The organism is Pseudomonas sp. MDV22-iso1 (assembly GCF_058145095.1).
Genome location: NZ_JBYVMF010000004.1, coordinates 167,532 through 184,957, shown reverse-complemented (window position 1 = coordinate 184,957; position 17,426 = coordinate 167,532). Strand labels below are relative to the sequence as shown.

The window sequence follows — 17,426 nt, the reverse complement described above, 5'->3', positions numbered from 1 at the left end:
GGGCCTCATCGGTTCGTTGTCTGGCGCAGCAGCATGGTGCCACCGCGCTGGGTAAATTCAAGTTTGTTCAGCGCGCTCATACCGAGCAGCACCTGTTTACCGCCCAGGCCGGGCGCGACCAGCGCACGTACATCACGCAAGACAATATCGCCCACCTGCAAACGGTCGATTCGGGTTCTATACCCCTGGCTCAAGCCGTTGGCCGTGCTCAGGGTGACGCCGAAGCCTTCTTCCAGCTTCAGCTGCTTGGCCATTTCCGCCGGGATAGAAACATCGGTTGCCCCCGTGTCCAGCATGAAATCCACCGGCTGGCCGTTGATCTGGCCGCTGGCGACGAAATGCCCCTGACGGTTACTGACCAGTTTCACTTCGATAAAACCTTCGCCCTGCTCCGAGTTGACGACGACATTGGGATTTTCCTGTCGCGCTTCCCATTGGCCAAAAAACCGCGTCGCCAGGAATAACGCCGCGCACCAGGCCAGCACCATCAACACTCGACCGGCGCGCTTGCCCGGCGTCTGCTGACTCACGGCTTGGCACTCCAACCGTCTTCAGGTGCGGCGAAACGCCAAACGATCGGACGAACCTCGCCATCATCGCGGGCACCAACGTTGTTATCGACACCGATCCAGGCACCTTTGGCGTCCACGACCAATGCTTCTTCAAGGCCAAAGCCCTGGGGGTATTGCCGGTTTTCCTGCAACAACTCGGCGGCATAGGACCAGCAGCGCTCGACCTTTGCCGTTACCGCATCGCGGCGGCAGATCTTGTAAGCGTTGCGTTCAAGGGTAAACAGCTTGCCGTCGAACAATGACAGGTCGGCAAAATCCCGGGAAACCGCCTTGGCCTTGCGAAACTGCGCAGGCTGCATTTCCTTCCCGGCCTCGCTCAACAGCACGCAACCCCCGTCGCAATCCCAGACGACTTGCTTGCGCTTGATCAACAGCAAACCGCGGCGATCGCGTTCGGCGGCCAGCCACAATTTGTCACCTTCGGGGTTAACCGCGAGACCTTCAAACAGCGCATTGAAATGCAACAGCATGCCACTGGCCCGTGCCTCGCGAACCAGCATCGGCGAGATTTTCAGCCAGGATGCCGGTCCCGATGGTGGCACTTGCAGCACCGCGGCATGGGACTCGCTGACGATGTAACGATTGCCGGCGCTGTCGCAGGTGATGCCTTCAAAATCCAGGTCGCCACCGCGAACGAAAGAAGCCGCCCAACTGCGCGAACTCAACCCCCACGGCAAACCACTGGCAGGCACGATCGGGACATCGATCGGCACGGCTTCAGCTTGCCAGGTGTCTTGGCGGGTATCGAGACGGTAGATCTGGTTATCGTCTCGATCGGAGATCGTCCACAGCGCCTCGCCGCACTGCGCCAGACCCGACAGGTTGCCACCGTGCATGCCTTCGACGGCATGCTCGGATAACAGGCGCAGTTCCGGAGTCGGTTCGGCCAGCGCCGTCGAACTCAGGAGTAACGCAGACAACAGGGCAAAGCCAACCCGCATCAGCCAAGAACCTCGGCCAGGTTGCCTTTGGACTCCAGCCAGGACTTGCGATCACCAGCGCGCTTTTTCGCCAGCAGCATGTCCATCATTTCTGCGGTTGCGTCGTAATCTTCCAGGGTCAACTGCACCAGGCGCCGAGTGTTCGGGTCCATGGTGGTTTCGCGCAGTTGTGGCGGGTTCATTTCACCCAGACCTTTGAATCGGGTGACCTGCGGCTTGCCGCGTTTCTTCTCGGCCACCAGGCGATCGAGAATGCCATCGCGTTCGGCTTCGTCCAGGGCGTAGTAGATCTCTTTGCCGAGGTCGATACGGTACAGCGGCGGCATGGCGACATAGACGTGACCGGCATCCACCAACGGCCGGAAGTGCTGGACGAACAACGCGCACAGCAACGTGGCAATGTGCAGACCGTCGGAGTCGGCGTCGGCGAGGATGCAGATCTTGCCGTAGCGCAGCTGGGCGATGTCCGCCGAGCCGGGATCGACACCGATGGCCACGGCGATGTTGTGCACTTCCTGGCTCGCCAGCACTTCGCTGCCGTCGACTTCCCAGGTGTTCAGGATCTTGCCGCGCAACGGCAGAATCGCTTGAAACTCCTTGTCTCGCGCCTGCTTGGCCGAACCGCCAGCGGAATCACCTTCCACCAGAAACAGTTCGGAACGCATCGGGTCCTGGCCGGCGCAGTCGGCGAGTTTGCCGGGCAGTGCCGGGCCCGCGGTGATGCGTTTGCGCTCGACCTTCTTGCTGGCCTTCAGGCGACGGCCAGCGTTATTGATCGCCAGTTCCGCCAGCATCATGCCCGTTTCCGGGTTGGCGTTGAGCCACAGGCTGAATGCGTCCTTGACCACACCGGAAACAAACGCCGCGGCTTCACGGGATGACAGGCGTTCCTTGGTCTGACCAGAGAATTGCGGTTCCTGCATTTTCATCGACAGGACGAAAGCAATGCGTTCCCAGACGTCTTCCGGCGCCAGCTTCACCCCACGGGGCAGCAGGCTGCGGAATTCGCAGAACTCGCGCATGGCATCGAGCAGGCCCTGACGCAAACCGTTGACGTGAGTACCGCCCTGGGCCGTCGGGATCAGGTTGACGTAGCTTTCCTGAACGCTGTCGCCACCTTCCGGCAACCACAGCAGCGCCCAATCCACCGCTTCTTTATTGCCGGCCAGGCTGCCGCAGAAAGGCTCGTCCGGCAGGCGCTCGAACTCGCTGACCGCATCGACCAGGTAGGAACGCAGGCCGTCTCCGTAATGCCATTCGACTTTTTCGCCTGTGGCTTTGTCTTCGAAACTGACCAGCAGTCCCGGGCACAGTACAGCCTTGGCCTTGAGCACGTGCTTGAGGCGGCTGATGGAAAATTTCGGAGAGTCGAAGTACTTGGGATCCGGAGCAAAAAACACGCTGGTGCCGGTATTGCGCTTGCCGACGGTACCGATCACTTCCAGATCGGTTTTCTTGTAACCATCTGCGAAAGTCATCTGGTATTCGTTGCCGTCACGCTTCACACGCACCCGGACTTCGGTCGACAAGGCGTTGACCACGGAAATACCCACCCCGTGCAAACCGCCGGAGAACTGGTAGTTCTTGTTGGAAAACTTGCCGCCGGCATGGAGCTTGGTGAGGATCAGTTCAACGCCCGACACACCTTCTTCCGGATGGATGTCCACGGGCATGCCACGACCGTCATCGCTGACTTCCAGGGAGTGGTCGGCGTGGAGGATGACCTGCACCGAGGAGGCATGTCCGGCCAAGGCTTCGTCGACGCTGTTGTCGATGACTTCCTGGGCAAGGTGGTTCGGCCGACTGGTGTCGGTGTACATGCCGGGGCGTTTGCGCACCGGGTCGAGGCCCGAGAGGACTTCGGTGGCGTCTGCGTTATAAGAGCTAGCGCTGGGAGTGGCCATGGGGTCTCGTCGTCCTTCAGTGAAAAAAGTGTTCTGTGAAAAAGAGGCCGGTCACAGCGCTTCGAAATCGATCGACTGATAAACATCTGCGCCGATGCCGGCAAAACTCAACATGGCCGGCAATTGCCTGGAAAAACCCTGGAAACCATGGTCGCCACCGGCCTGGATGCGCAAGGCACAGGCCCGGTAGTACTGCTGGGCGAGGCGATAGTCCAGCGTTTCGTCGCCAGTCTGCAACCACACCTGATACCGCTGCGGGTCCTGAGGCGCCGGCACTTCCAGCTCGGCCAGGGCCGTCACGTGGTCGTGGGTCATTTCCCAGGTCTCATCGGTGTACAGGTTTGTTTGCGGCCCCAGAAACCCGTCGAACATCCGGTGCGGACTCACGGCAGGATTGATCAACAGGGCCTTGAGGCCATGGCGCTCGGCCAAGTGAGTCGCATAGTAGCCGCCGAGTGAGCTGCCGACCAGCAGAGGCCGCCCCAGCTCGCCAATCGCCTGCTCCAGCTGACCGATGGCTTCACGCGGGTGGTGATGCAAGGCCGGAACGCGCAATTGATCGCTCAAACCCAGGCGGTCCATCACGTCCATCAACTGAGTGGCCTTTTTCGAAGCAGGCGCGCTGTTGAAACCATGGATATAAAGGATCGAACCAGACAATTGAGCGCCCTGTGCGTCGGGTAAAGAAGGCGGAGTTTACAGGGAGTCGGGGGAATCGGGGATATCCGTGGAATTCAGCTCGCCTGAGCGGACGCCATCGCCAGCAGGCTGGCTCCCACAGGGATTTGCGAGCACCTCGGATCCCTGTGGGAGCGGGCTTGCCCGCGATGGGCGCGCCTCGGTCTATGTAAGTTGCAAAAAACTCAGTAACCGTTGGAGCCGTAATCCACCTGAAAATCGAACCCGGTGACCCGCTCCACGCCGGTTTCGAGCTGACCATCGGGCAACAACCGCATCCACCGATAGCCTGGCGCTTGATCGCCCACCTTGAATTCTTCACTGCCCGGCTCGAACTGTATGCAGGTAGACGGCGAGGCCATCAACCGTACGCCATTGCGCTCCCGATCGATCTCTTGGTGAACATGCCCCCATAAAACCGCGCGCACCTGGGGAAACCGATCCAGCACCGCAAACAGCGCTTCGGGATTTCGCAATCCGATGGGCTCCATCCATGCACACCCGATCGACACCGGATGATGGTGAAAACACACCAGATGATGCCGCTCCGGCGCCTCGCTCAACGAACGGGCCAGCAGTTGCAGCTGTTCGTCCTGAAGATAACCCGGCACCGATCCGGGCACGGCTGAATCCAGCAAGGTGATGCGCCAGTTGCCGAGATCCACCACTGGTTCCAGCAGCGCACTCTGCACCGCGGCTTCGGCCATGATGTGTGGTTCGTCGTGATTTCCGGGGATCCAGCGCGCCGGTGCGTCGAGCTGCCGAGTCAGGTCACGAAACAGCTGATAAGACTCCAGCGTCCCGTCCTGAGACAGATCACCACTGGCGACGATCAGGTCGATTTTCGCCTGCTGAGCGCGTACCAGCTCGATGACCTTCATCAGACTGTCGCGGGTATTCATCCCCAACAACGTCCCGTCCGCGTCGGCAAACAGATGACTGTCGGACAGTTGCACCAGCAACGCCGAATCGGCGGTGGTCAATGTGGATACGCTCGGCAAGGCGTTCTCCCAAGGCTGAATCACGGGTGTGGGTAAGTGCCGCAATTATGCTGGGGGACGACCAAAAGAGGAACGCTGTGAACCGAACACAGTTCACATCTGGCACTTAACGAACAGCTTCGTACTCATGCCCCAACGCCAGACAATGGCTCAACCATTCCCCCAGGAACATATTCAGCTGCGCTTTTTCGTCCGGTTGATGCATCGAGGCATTCGGATAAGGATAGATGCCACGGAAGCGTCGTGCATGCTCGGCACTGACGACTTCGGCCATGCAGGCATCGTGATAGACCTGAACTTCCAGCTGGGGCACCGGCAGCCACGGCAGGCTGTGCTCCTGGCGTACTTGCAACGTGGTGGTGTACGGACAGACCTGCAGCACCTCCAGCGCCAATACGCCGAGCATCTGGTCGCCATGGGTCACGGCTATGCGCCGGGCTGCCGGCTCGTTGCGCATGTCCGGGAGCAGCCGCATAAGGCGCGCGTAGTTGGCCTCGCAGGAGGCTTGCAGCCCCACGAGGTCAACCCGATAGCGATCGCGCAGTTTGTTTACGACCATAGCCCCCTCACTTCAGCGCGGTTTAAAGCTAACCATTGCAAGGCAATGATGCTGGCCGCGTTGGCAATTCGTCCGTCGCGTACGGCTTGCAAGGCATCCTCGAACGCCCAGACCGTGACGCGAATATCTTCTGCTTCTTCCTCCAGCCCGTGCAGGCCGCCAGCGCCAGTACTGTCGCAACGCCCCAGGAACAGATGCACAAATTCGTTACTGCCGCCCGGCGATGGAAAATATTTGGTCATCGGCCAGAGCGCCCCGAACACAAGCCCAGCTTCCTCCTGCGCTTCGCGGTGAGCAACTTCTTCCGGCACCTCATCCTTGTCGATCAGACCAGCGACCAGCTCGATCAGCCAGGGATTATCAGTCTTGCCCATGGCGCCGACGCGGAACTGTTCGATCAACACCACTTCGTCACGCTGCGGGTCGTAGGGCAACACACAGACGGCGTCATGGCGGACGAACACTTCCCGATTGATTTCGCGGCTCATGCCCCCGCCAAACAATTCGTGGCGCAAGTGCACACGGTCGAGCTTGTAAAAGCCCTCGTAGCACTTTTCACGCCGAACGATATCAACGGCGGTCGGAATGGCGTTGGCAAAATCAGTCATGACAATCCTCGTATCTACACACCGAGGCTCCAGCCTCGACTTCGCGCCATCCTAACGCGCCCGTGACGTTTGATGCAGCCCCTTTCCCGTCAGCGGGATAGACGGTGAGGGCGAAACCAACTCTAATTAGCTTAGTGGCGAACTGACTGCTTCGTTGAGAGTCGAAGCGGATAACTTTTCGCCTTTCCCAGTTTTATCAAGGACGCCCATGTCGCTTTTTAAAATCGCCTCCGTGGCCGCAATCGCTTTGACTCTGGGCGCTTGCCAGAGCCTGTTCCAGCCCAACTATCGGGCGCCGCTGGAAACGACCCGCGATGCGTCCGAGCAGCTGAAGCCTGGCTGCACGACACCTGATTGCCCGCTGGTCAATATCGACACGCTGCGTTTCCCTGCCGAGCCTGCGCTGGACGGCATCATCGAAAAACGCCTGCTGCAAATGACCCGCACCTCACCCGACGCACCGGTGGCGCCAACGCTGACGGCTTACCGTGACGAGTTTTTGCGCACCGCCGCCCCGCGCTACAGCAGCTACCTGCAGGCCAAGGTACGTGAGCAGCATGACGGCTTGGTGATCGTCGAGTTTTCCAGCTACCTGGACACCGGCGGCGCACATGGCACGCCGGGGCGCAGCTTCATCAACTATTCGCGCCAGCAGCACAAGGTGCTGACGCTGTCGGACATGTTGTTGCCAGGGCAGGAAGAAGCATTCTGGAAAGCCGCACAAGTGGCGCATAACAGCTGGTTGATCAGCACCAAGCTCGATCAGGAAGCAGAGTTCGTGAAGAGCTGGCCGTTCCAGAAAACCCAGAACGTGGCGCTGACCTATGGAGCGGTAGTCCTCAAGTACGAAACCAGCACCATCGCGCCTTACGCGCTGGGCCACGTCGAACTGAAGATCCCCTACCCTCGCCTGAACGGCATTCTCAAGCCCGAGCTGTTTCCCGGCCGTAACTGAAGGCCCGACCCAGCACCAGCTGCAGCAACCCTGCCAGAATCAACGACGGCAGGGTTGCGCCGATGTCCGGGTAGAGATTGGCCAGCAAGTGATACGTACTTACCCCGCCCAACCAGGCGAGCAGCGCCGGCCAGCGCAATGCGGCTGACGCCACCTGAGCACTGCGCTTGCGCAGGATGAAATGATCCACCAGCACCACGCCGAACAGCGGCGCGAACACCGAACCGATCAACAGCAGGAAGTTCTGGTACTGGGCCAATGGCGCCAGCAAGGCGATCAATGTGCAAATCACGCCGATGGCCAGGGCCAGATGCTCGACTTTCAAGCGCAGCAAAAATCCGCTGGATACGGCCGCCGAGTGAATGTCGGCAAAGGCGTTTTCCGATTCATCCAGCAGAATCAACAGCAGCGGAATCCCCAGCCCAGCACCGGCCAATGCCAGCAGCAATGCGTTGACTTCACCGCTCGGCGCGAAGGCCAGGGTGTAGGCCACGCCCAGGCTCATCAGCCAGAAATTACCGATAAAGAAACCCACTGCGGTGCCACCAAAGACATTCCTGGCTCGCTTGCCGAAACGCGAGTAGTCGGCAATCAACGGCAGCCATGACAGCGGCATGGCAATGGCGATATCGAAGCCCACGGCAAACGGCATCGAACCATCACCTGCCTGGGCCCACAGGGAAGCCAGATCGGCTTTGGCGAAGAGGTTCCAGGTCAGCCAGATACAGGCGGCCAAGAGCAACCAGATACCCCATTTACGCAGGATCTGCCGCACAAAGGTCAATGGGCCGCTGACCGCCAGCAAGGTCGCCAGGCCGCCGAAGAACAGGGTCCAGAGCAGTGGACTGGACAATACGCTGCCTTCGCTGAAGTCACGGGCACCCAACAGGCTGGCCGCGTCACGCATGACGATGATTTCGAATGAGCCCCAACCGATCAGTTGCAGCAGGTTCAGCACCGCAGGCAGGCTCGCGCCGTGTTTGCCGAGGCTGAGTTTGAGTGCGGCCATCGACGACAGGCCGGTGTCGCTGCCGATCACGCCGACGGCGGCCAGCAGCAGAACACCTACCAGCGTGCCGAGGAAGATCGCCAGCAGCGAGCCGGACAGGCCCAGACCTGGCGCCAGCAATGCGCCGGTCTGCAGAACCATCAGGCCGATGCCGAGGGAAAACCACAGGGAGAAGAGATCGCGGCCGCCGAAGACACGTTTGTCAGTGGGCACCGCGATGCCTGGGGAATAAGTGCTGGGTTGAATGCTCAAGGGTGTTATCTCAGAGGGACTTTTGTTGTTGTATTGATCGCTATCGCCAGCAGGCTGGCTCCCACAGGGGACTTGTGAACGCCACAGATCCAATGTGGGAGACAGCCTGCTGGCGATGGGGCCTGTGCAGGCCCCACCCATTCAGGTCAGATCAAACCTTCTTGTACAGCTGACTGCCTTCCTGCTTGAACCGCTCGGCCTGTTCCGCCAACCCCTGGGCGACTTCGGCGTCAATGGTTTCAAGCTGCTGGTTGGCCGCGTACTCGCGGACTTCCTGAGTGATTTTCATCGAGCAGAATTTCGGCCCGCACATCGAGCAGAAATGCGCGACCTTGGCCGAGTCCTTCGGCAACGTTTCATCGTGATACGAACGAGCGGTATCCGGATCCAGGCCCAGGTTGAACTGGTCTTCCCAGCGGAATTCAAAACGCGCCTTGCTCAAGGCATCGTCACGGATCTGCGCGCCCGGATGGCCCTTCGCAAGGTCGGCCGCATGGGCGGCGATCTTGTAGGTGATGATCCCGGTTTTCACGTCATCCTTGTTCGGCAGGCCCAAGTGCTCTTTCGGCGTGACGTAGCAAAGCATGGCGCAACCGAACCAGCCGATCATCGCCGCACCGATACCGGAGGTGATGTGGTCGTAGCCCGGCGCAATGTCAGTGGTCAGCGGGCCGAGGGTGTAGAACGGCGCCTCGTCGCAGCACTCGAGCTGCTTGTCCATGTTCTCTTTGATCAACTGCATCGGCACGTGGCCCGGGCCTTCGATCATGGTTTGCACGTCATGCTTCCAGGCGATTTTGGTCAGCTCGCCGAGGGTTTCCAGCTCGCCGAATTGCGCGGCGTCATTGGCGTCGGCAATCGAACCCGGACGCAGGCCATCGCCCAGCGAGAAGCTGACGTCGTAGGCCTTCATGATTTCGCAGATTTCTTCGAAATGCGTATAGGCGAAGTTTTCCTTGTGGTGCGCCAGGCACCACTTGGCCATGATCGAGCCGCCACGGGACACGATACCGGTCACGCGCTTGGCGGTCAGCGGTACGTAACGCAACAGCACGCCCGCATGGATGGTGAAGTAGTCGACGCCCTGCTCGGCCTGCTCGATCAGCGTGTCGCGGAACAGCTCCCAGGTCAGGTCTTCGGCCGCACCACCGACTTTTTCCAACGCCTGATAGATCGGCACGGTACCAATTGGCACTGGCGAGTTACGAATGATCCATTCGCGGGTTTCGTGAATGTGCTTGCCGGTGGACAAGTCCATGATGTTGTCCGCGCCCCAGCGAATGCCCCAGGTCAGTTTCGCCACTTCTTCTTCGATGGACGAACCCAAGGCACTGTTGCCGATGTTGCCGTTGATCTTCACCAGGAAGTTACGGCCGATGATCATCGGTTCCAGTTCGGTGTGGTTGATGTTGGCCGGAATGATCGCGCGACCGCGGGCGATTTCTTCGCGGACAAATTCAGGGGTGATGATTTTCGGCACGCTGGCACCGAAGCTGTGGCCGGCGTGTTGCTGGTCCAGCAGACCGGCGGCGCGGGCCACTTCAAGCTTCATGTTTTCGCGGATGGCAACGAATTCCATCTCGGGCGTGATGATGCCTTTACGGGCGTAGTGCATCTGGGTGACGTTGCCGCCGGCTTTGGCGCGACGCGGGTTGTTCACGTGGGCAAATCGCAGCTTGGTCAGCTCGGCATCGGCGAGGCGTTCACGACCGAAATTCGAGCTCAGGCCAGGCAGACGCTCGGTGTCACCACGGGCTTCAATCCACGGCGAACGCACGTCGGCCAAGCCTTTGCGCACGTCGATAATGACATTGGGATCGGTATAAGGGCCCGAGGTGTCGTAGACCACCACCGGTGCATTGATCTCGCCACCGAGGTCGGTCGGGGTGACATCGAGGCTGATTTCGCGCATCGGCACGAGAATGTCTGGGCGTGAACCCTGAACGTAGATTTTTTGCGAGCGGGTAAAGGGTTGAACGGACTGTTGATCGACTTGGGCCGAGTCACTCAGGTTCGTTACGTTTTTTAGTTTTATCGTCATCACGGGCTCTCCAGACAGCATCCAGGCGGTGGAATTTTGTCGGAGCGAACCTGTAACGAATGGACGCGACCAATCAGCTGTGGCGCTGTTGGTGCTGTGCTCAGTACTCGAGGGGTGTTCGATTGTCGAACAACATCCCGGACGAAGCACAAGAGGACTCGCCGGGTGACGAGAAATCTTGTTCCCTACGCAGGCGTTAACCTGATCAGGTTCAACGGGATCCGAAATTATTCGATCTCAGCCTCATAGCAAGGCACCCCGACAAGAACCCGGCCAGTCTAGACACAACTGGCAAAGAACGCCAACCCCAAGGTAAACACCATGATGAATGGCGTAATTACAGGATTGTTGCCGGACGGATGCCCAACTACACTCGCTACGCCGTGCCGCGCATCGACGCTGTGCATTGACGATGGACGAAGCCGCGCCGTACCTTTGGCGCAAATTATCAGCGTAATTTTTAGGGATGGCCGCATGCTGCGCAAACTTTCACTGGCCCTTGCCGTGTCTTGTGCTTCCAATGGATTGGCCTGGGCAGCAGAAGCGCCCTTATCGACCAGAACCGATCTTGTGAGCGTCTACCAGGAAGCGGTAGACAACAACGCCGACCTGGCTGCCGCCCGCGCCCAGTACGGCGCCCAGAAAGAAGTAGTGCCTCAGGCACGTGCCGGCCTGTTGCCGAACATCTCCGGCGGCGCTCAGATGGCCAGTGTGCGTACCGATATCGATCAACCGGCCGCCGTCGCCAATCGCAGCGCCAACTCCTATCAGGCAACATTGGCTCAGCCACTGTTCCGGGCCGATCGCTGGTTCCAGTACCAGGCCGCCAAAGACGTCAACGAACAGGCTGCACTGCAACTCTCGGCTACCGAGCAAAACCTGATCCTGCAGACCGCCGAAAACTACTTCAACGTGCTGCGCACACAGGACAACCTGGCCTCGACCAAGGCCGAAGAAGCCGCGTTCAAACGCCAGCTCGACCAGTCCAACGAACGCTTTGACGTGGGCCTGTCGGACAAGACTGACGTGCTGCAATCTCAAGCCAGTTATGACACGGCGCGAGCTAACCGAATCCTCGCTCAACGTCAGGTGGATGATGCTTTTGAAGCGCTGATTACCCTGACCAACCGCCAGTACAACTCGATTCAGGGCATTGTTCACACCTTGCCGATCCTGCCGCCGGCACCGAACGACGCCAAAGCCTGGGTCGACACCGCCGCCCGCCAGAACCTCAATCTGCTGGCCAGCAACTACGCGGTCAGCGCCGCCGAGGAAACCCTCAAGCAGCGCAAGGCCGGCCATGCACCCACTGTGGATGCGGTGGCGAAATACGAGAAAGGTGACAACGACGCCTTTGGTTTCAGCAACCCGAGCGCCTTCGGTCAGTCGTATCGGGGCCCGGTCGAACAAACCACCCTGGCCTTGCAACTGAACATCCCGATCTACAGCGGCGGCCTGACCACCTCGCAGGTTCGTGAGTCCTACTCGCGCCTGGACCAGACGGAACAACAGCGCGAAGGCCTGCGTCGGCAAATCGTCGAAAGCACCCGTAACCTGCACCGCGCGGTGAACACCGACGTTGAGCAGGTTCAAGCGCGCAAACAGTCGATCATCTCCAACCAGAGTGCGGTGGAAGCGACTGAAATCGGCTATCAGGTGGGGACACGGAACATTGTCGATGTCCTGGATGCCCAGCGTCAGCTGTACACCTCGGTGCGCAACTACAACAACACCCGCTATGACTACATCCTCGACAACCTGCGTTTGAAGCAGGCTGCCGGCACGCTGAACCCGGGCGACCTGGAGGACCTCAAGCGTTACCTCAAGCCTGACTACAACCCGGACAAGGACTTCCTGCCGCCCGATCTGGCGAAGGCTGCGGCGGAACAGTTGAAAGCCCGGCCATAAGCGACTAAATACCGAGATGCCATGGCCAGGGAGTTTACTCCCTCGCCACAGGTGCAGTGTCGCGGCAGAATCAGTCGAAGGACGCCGGCGCGGGGGGGCACAGGATGAGCTGAATCAACGCTCGATCAACCGCCCCAACCCCTCCAGCAATCGCTGCAATGCGCCCTGATTGCTGCGCATTACCTTCAATCCGGCATCCGCCATCCGCTGCGCATCACGCGGCAGTTCAAACAAGCGCTGTACCGCCACGGCCAACCCTTCGGCATCCTCCACTTCCTGCAATGCGCCGGCATTGCGTAATTGCGCGGCGATTTCGAGGAAGTTGAACAGGTGCGGACCGCTCAAGACCGGTTTGGCCAACGCGGCCGGCTCCAGCAGGTTGTGCCCGCCATTGGGCACCAGGCTGCCGCCGACGAACGCGGTATCAGCCAAGGCGTAGAGAAACAGCAACTCACCCATGGTGTCGCCCATCAGCACAGCAGTATCGCTGCGGACTGGCTCACCGGAGGAACGACGAACAGTGGCGAAACCTTGCTGCTGACACAGCTCGAACACGGCGTTGAATCGTTCCGGATGACGGGGCACCAGGATCAACAAGGCATCCGGATGACTGGCCAACAGCTGACGATGGGCCGCCAGCACCACTTCGTCTTCACCGTCGTGGGTGCTGGCAGCAATCCATACCGGGCGTTCCTGTGCTTGCCATTGCCCGCGCAACTCGGTGGCACGCTGAAGCAGTTGCGGGTCAATGGTCAGGTCGAACTTGATCGAACCGGTCACTTCGACAGTCTCCGGGCGCGCGCCCAGATCAAGAAAGCGCTGGGCTTCTGCTTCGGTCTGCACCGCGAACAGGCTCATTTCGCCAAGCATCGGCTGGGTCAGTTTTCGGAAACGACCGTAGCCTTTGGCCGATCGCTCGGACAGCCGCGCGTTGGCCAGCGCCACCGGGATCCCGCGCTTGGCGCACTGGTGAATGTGGTTAGGCCAGAGTTCGGTCTCCATGATCACTGCCAATTTCGGCTGAACCCGATCCAGAAACCGTTTGGCTGCGCAGGGCAAGTCATACGGCAAGTAGCAGTGCTGGATGCGCGGTTCATTGGCGAACAAGGCCTGGATGCGCTCCGAGCCGGTCGGGGTCATGCAGGTCACGGTGATCGGCAACTGTGGATGACGTTGCAGCAAGGCACGAATCATCGGCGCTGCGGCGATGCTCTCGCCCACCGACACCGCGTGCACCCAGATGCCCCCTGGTTTCATCGCCGGTATCGCGTAGGAAAAACGCTCGCCGATACGTTTGGCATAGGCTGGCGCTTTACGCGCTCGCAACCAAAGCCGAATCGCTACCAGTGGCAGCCCCAGGTAAAACAGCGCGGTGTAGAGAGTTCTATTCATGGCGGCGGAGTTTATCGGCTTTTATCGCCGATCGCCCGCAAGTGCACAGCAAAACGTTCCGCCAGCCACCGAGCTGCCGGCCCCAGCGGCTCATCACGGCGCCAGACCAACTCCACGACCAACGCAGGCGGAGTCCATTCGCTGACCAGTTCGATCATCTGCCCCTGATAAGCGGGGTATTGCACCACATGACGCGGCAGCCAGGCCCAGCCGAGACCGCGAACCAGCCACTCTGCCATGACGTAGAAACTGTCGGCGCGCCAGACTTGCGGGCTGGCAGGCTCGCTGCCGGGGTAGACGCTGGACTGCGTGGACATCAGCAGTTGCCGATGCTGCGCCAGTTGCTGACAGTCCACCGCCGCTTTCCCCGCCAACGGATGACCGGCACCGCACACGGTGACCATCTCAACGCTGCCCAGCACTTGCCGCTCAAGCGCTTCGGGAATCTGATCGTGGTAAAACAGCAAACCCAGATCGGCCTGACGCTCCACCAGCTTGCGCGCCACTTCCCCTTGCGCGGCGCTGGTCAATTGCACCTCAAGGCTGGGAAATTTTTCCGCCAGGGCTTCAAAACTATCCACCACAGCCTGATAAGGCATTGCCTCATCCTGGGCCAAACGCAGCCGCGCCTCCTGGCCGCGCATCATCGCCCATGCCCGTCCGTTGAGGCGCTCGCATTGACGCAATACTTCCCGCGCCTCTTCAAGCAACGCGTTGCCGGCTTCGGTCAGCGTCGGCTGACGGCCACTGCTACGATCAAACAGGCTGACGCCGAGGTCCTCTTCAAGCATCGCAATTGAACTGCTGACAGCTGACTGCGCCTTGCGCTGATCCCGCGCAACGGCCGAAAACGATCGCTGCTCCGCTACGCTGACAAACAGTCGTAGCTGTTCCAGATCCCATTGCGCGTTCATGGCTAACCCATCTCCAAAACAGATAGGTAATGACTTTACCGCATCTGACGAAGCTCTAGAATGCCCAGCCAAGACAGCAACACTTCACTTGAGGATGCACCTATGACCGCTTACTACTACCTGGCCATTGCCATCTGCGCCGAAGTGATCGCGACCGTTTCGATGAAAGCCGTCAAAGGATTCAGCACGCCCCTGCCCCTGGTGCTGGTCATCGTCGGTTATGGCATTGCCTTCTGGATGTTGACGCTGGTGGTGCGCAGCGTTCCGGTCGGCGTAGCCTATGCGGTATGGGCCGGGATGGGGATCGTGATGGTCAGCGTTGCGGCGTTGTTCATCTATGGGCAAAAGCTTGATGTGCCGGCGATGCTGGGGATGGGGCTGATTGTGCTGGGGGTTGTGGTCATCCAGCTATTTTCCAAAACGGCGGGGCATTGACCGAACCTTGGAGACAAACAGTAACCTGTGGCGAGGGAGCTTGCTCCCGCTCGACTGCGCAGCAGTTGCAGGACCATTAGACGCGGTCAGTCTGAAAAACCGCGGCGCATGGTTTTAAGGGCCGCTTTGCGCTGGAGCGCCAGCCCGGCCCAGCGGGAGCAAGCTCCCTCACCACAGGTCGTGCGTATATCCTGATTGATCCATCAAATCCCCTTTCCGTCGAGTCTGTATACTGCGCCCTCGTCTTGAACACTGAGGTCGCTGCATGCCATCCGTTATTTCCACCGACGTTCTGATTGTCGGCGCTGGTGTCGCCGGCCTCTGGCTGAATGCGCGTCTGCGCCGTCAGGGTTTTTCGACGGTATTGGTGGAAAGCGCCAGCCTCGGCGGCGGTCAGAGTTTGAAGTCCCAGGGCATCATCCATGGCGGCGCCAAGTACGCGCTGCACGGCGCCCTGACCGGCGCGTCGGAAGCAATCGCCGACATGCCACGGCGCTGGCGTGAAGCGCTGGCCGGCAATGGCGAACTCGACCTGTCTGGCGTGCGCCTGCTGTCCGAAGCGCATTACCTGTGGTCACCCGGCACACTCGCTGGAAACCTCACCAGTTTCTTCGCCAGCAAAGCCGTGCGCGGCCGGGTTGATCAGGTAAAGGGCGATCAACTGCCACCTGCGCTTCAAGACAAGCGCTTCAAGGGCAAGGTTTATCGCCTGGCCGAGTTGGTGGTGGATGTCCCGAGTCTGATTCAGCGCCTCGCCGACCTGGCGGGTGACGGTCTACTGGCCGGACAACAGATCGAACCGTTGCTGGAAGGTGGCCTTCTGGTGGGATTGACGGTCGATGGGCGCGACATTCGCGCCCAGCGCATCGTTCTCAGCGCCGGTGCAGGCACGGCAGCGCTGCTCGAAGCCTTGGCGCTGAGTCGGCCAGCCATGCAACGTCGGCCGCTGCACATGATCATCGCCAAAGGTCCAGGCCTTAAACCGCTGTATGCCCACTGCCTGGGAGGCGGTACCAAACCTCGCATCACCGTCACCACTCATCCGGCCGCCGATGGCCAATGGGTCTGGTACCTGGGCGGTGACATCGCTGAATCCGAAGGTGTTGCCCGCGAACCCGCCGAGCAGATTGCCACGGCGCAGAAAGAGCTTGGCCAATTGCTGCCATGGATCGATTTGAGCACCACGCAATGGGCGACGTTGCGGGTAGATCGCGCCGAGCCCCTGCAATCGGGACTGACGCGACCGGACAACGCATTTCTCGCCGAGGAAGGCCGACTGTTGGTCGGCTGGCCTACCAAACTGGCGCTGGCGCCGGACTTCGCTGACCGTGTCATCGCCTCTCTGCAGCGCGACGGCATTGAACCCAGCCACTGCGCGCCACTGCCCGAGCTACCCAAACCACCGATGGGCGTTCCTGCCTGGGAGCAACTGCTGCCATGACCCAACCGACCCTGCACGATTTGCATCGCCCCTTGGGCAGCACAGGCCTGATGGTTTCACCGCTAGGCCTGGGCACCGTCAAACTGGGTCGCGATCAAGGTGTGAAGTACCCGAACGGCTTCCAGATCCCGGGCGACGATGAAGCACGCATGTTGCTCAAACTGGCGCAGAACATGGGCATCAACCTGATCGACACCGCCCCGGCCTACGGTCGCAGTGAAGAGCGGCTTGGCCCGTTGTTGCGCGGTCAGCGTCAGGACTGGGTGATTGTCAGCAAGGTCGGCGAAGAGTTTGCCGACGGTCTATCGAGTCACGACTTCAGCGCCGCCCATACCCGCCTGTCGGTCGAGCGCAGCCTGCAACGTCTGGAAACGGATTTTATCGACCTGGTGCTGGTGCATTCCGACGGCAACGACCTGGCCATCCTCAACGACTGCGAGGTCTACGCAACGCTCGCTGCGCTCAAGGCCGAAGGGAAAATTCGTGGATTCGGTTTTTCCGGGAAAACCGTCGAAGGTGGATTGAAGGCTCTGGAACAGGGTGATTGCGCGATGGTCACTTACAATCTGAACGAATTGAGCGAGAAAGCCGTCATTGACTATGCTGCTGCTCACGGCAAAGCCATTCTGGTAAAAAAAGCACTCGCCAGCGGCCACGTCTGCCTGAGTCCGGGTGTCGATCCGGTGCGTGCCAGCTTCGAGTTGTTGTTTGAGCATCCGGGTGTAGCCAGTGCTATTGTCGGGACCATCAATCCGCTGCACCTCGCCCACAACGTCGCGACCGTTGCCAAGGTCCTACGTAGTCACTGACGCCGCC

16 protein-coding genes and 1 riboswitch are annotated in these 17,426 nt (G+C 60.1%); of the genes, 5 read left to right on the top strand and 11 right to left on the bottom strand.

Going from position 1 to position 17,426, the window contains the following annotated elements:
- Window positions 1–5: 5 nt before the first annotated feature.
- From AC3ZVB_RS07130 to AC3ZVB_RS07100, 7 genes are all read right to left on the bottom strand, one after another.
- On the bottom strand, window positions 6–530 hold the full coding sequence (locus AC3ZVB_RS07130) for a retropepsin-like aspartic protease family protein (protein WP_162437132.1): 525 nt from the start codon (window positions 528–530) through the stop codon (window positions 6–8).
- A complete protein-coding gene (locus tag AC3ZVB_RS07125) occupies window positions 527–1,513 on the bottom strand; it encodes an esterase-like activity of phytase family protein (RefSeq protein ID WP_490146167.1) in 987 nt (328 codons plus the stop codon). The genes AC3ZVB_RS07130 and AC3ZVB_RS07125 overlap by 4 nt, the downstream gene beginning before the upstream one ends.
- Window positions 1,513–3,417, bottom strand: coding sequence for a DNA topoisomerase IV subunit B (parE, locus tag AC3ZVB_RS07120; RefSeq protein ID WP_490146166.1), 1,905 nt, complete (start codon window positions 3,415–3,417; stop codon window positions 1,513–1,515). The genes AC3ZVB_RS07125 and parE overlap by 1 nt, the downstream gene beginning before the upstream one ends.
- 51 nt (window positions 3,418–3,468) lie before the next feature.
- Window positions 3,469–4,077, bottom strand: a complete 609-nt coding sequence (locus tag AC3ZVB_RS07115) for a YqiA/YcfP family alpha/beta fold hydrolase (RefSeq protein WP_162437135.1) — start codon at window positions 4,075–4,077, stop codon at window positions 3,469–3,471.
- Window positions 4,078–4,280: 203 nt separating this feature from the next.
- Window positions 4,281–5,096 carry a 3',5'-cyclic-AMP phosphodiesterase gene (gene cpdA, locus AC3ZVB_RS07110; RefSeq protein WP_194691598.1) on the bottom strand — a complete coding sequence of 272 codons (816 nt, stop codon included), beginning with the start codon at window positions 5,094–5,096 and terminating at the stop codon, window positions 4,281–4,283.
- 106 nt (window positions 5,097–5,202) lie between these two features.
- Window positions 5,203–5,655 (bottom strand): DUF1249 domain-containing protein, encoded by a 453-nt coding sequence (locus tag AC3ZVB_RS07105; protein WP_162437137.1) that lies wholly within the window; start codon window positions 5,653–5,655, stop codon window positions 5,203–5,205.
- Window positions 5,646–6,263, bottom strand: coding sequence for an NUDIX domain-containing protein (locus tag AC3ZVB_RS07100; protein WP_194691599.1), 618 nt, complete (start codon window positions 6,261–6,263; stop codon window positions 5,646–5,648). The genes AC3ZVB_RS07105 and AC3ZVB_RS07100 overlap by 10 nt, the downstream gene beginning before the upstream one ends.
- A 208-nt stretch (window positions 6,264–6,471) precedes the next feature.
- Here AC3ZVB_RS07100 and AC3ZVB_RS07095 point away from each other — a divergent pair, with 208 nt between their 5' ends.
- On the top strand, window positions 6,472–7,218 hold the full coding sequence (locus tag AC3ZVB_RS07095) for an RsiV family protein (RefSeq protein WP_162437139.1): 747 nt from the start codon (window positions 6,472–6,474) through the stop codon (window positions 7,216–7,218).
- On the opposite strand, the gene cytX is transcribed toward AC3ZVB_RS07095, so the two are convergent.
- Window positions 7,187–8,479, bottom strand: coding sequence for a putative hydroxymethylpyrimidine transporter CytX (gene cytX, locus AC3ZVB_RS07090; RefSeq protein WP_490146165.1), 1,293 nt, complete (start codon window positions 8,477–8,479; stop codon window positions 7,187–7,189). The genes AC3ZVB_RS07095 and cytX overlap by 32 nt on opposite strands.
- A 151-nt stretch (window positions 8,480–8,630) precedes the next feature.
- A complete protein-coding gene (gene thiC / locus AC3ZVB_RS07085; protein ID WP_162437141.1) occupies window positions 8,631–10,520 on the bottom strand; it encodes a phosphomethylpyrimidine synthase ThiC in 1,890 nt (629 codons plus the stop codon).
- 165 nt (window positions 10,521–10,685) lie between these two features.
- A riboswitch (TPP riboswitch) is annotated at window positions 10,686–10,791 on the bottom strand.
- A gap of 203 nt (window positions 10,792–10,994) precedes the next feature.
- On the opposite strand from thiC, the gene AC3ZVB_RS07080 reads away from it, so the two are divergent.
- Window positions 10,995–12,428, top strand: a complete 1,434-nt coding sequence (locus tag AC3ZVB_RS07080; protein WP_490146164.1) for a TolC family outer membrane protein — start codon at window positions 10,995–10,997, stop codon at window positions 12,426–12,428.
- Between the two features lie 114 nt (window positions 12,429–12,542).
- Here the strand turns inward: AC3ZVB_RS07080 and waaA are convergent, their stop codons facing one another.
- Window positions 12,543–13,820 carry a lipid IV(A) 3-deoxy-D-manno-octulosonic acid transferase gene (gene waaA / locus AC3ZVB_RS07075; RefSeq protein WP_490146163.1) on the bottom strand — a complete coding sequence of 426 codons (1,278 nt, stop codon included), beginning with the start codon at window positions 13,818–13,820 and terminating at the stop codon, window positions 12,543–12,545.
- An 11-nt stretch (window positions 13,821–13,831) separates the two neighbouring features.
- Complete coding sequence (locus tag AC3ZVB_RS07070) at window positions 13,832–14,734, bottom strand: LysR family transcriptional regulator (RefSeq protein WP_490146162.1); 903 nt, start codon at window positions 14,732–14,734, stop codon at window positions 13,832–13,834.
- 102 nt (window positions 14,735–14,836) lie between these two features.
- Here AC3ZVB_RS07070 and AC3ZVB_RS07065 point away from each other — a divergent pair, with 102 nt between their 5' ends.
- From AC3ZVB_RS07065 to AC3ZVB_RS07055, 3 genes are all read left to right on the top strand, one after another.
- The gene (locus tag AC3ZVB_RS07065; protein ID WP_162437145.1) at window positions 14,837–15,169 is read left to right on the top strand and encodes a DMT family transporter; all 333 of its coding nucleotides are present in this window, start codon (window positions 14,837–14,839) and stop codon (window positions 15,167–15,169) included.
- Between the two features lie 265 nt (window positions 15,170–15,434).
- The gene (locus tag AC3ZVB_RS07060; RefSeq protein WP_490146161.1) at window positions 15,435–16,610 is read left to right on the top strand and encodes an FAD-dependent oxidoreductase; all 1,176 of its coding nucleotides are present in this window, start codon (window positions 15,435–15,437) and stop codon (window positions 16,608–16,610) included.
- Complete coding sequence (locus AC3ZVB_RS07055; protein ID WP_162437147.1) at window positions 16,607–17,419, top strand: aldo/keto reductase; 813 nt, start codon at window positions 16,607–16,609, stop codon at window positions 17,417–17,419. Before AC3ZVB_RS07060 ends, AC3ZVB_RS07055 begins: the two co-directional genes overlap by 4 nt.
- Window positions 17,420–17,426: the final 7 nt, after the last annotated feature.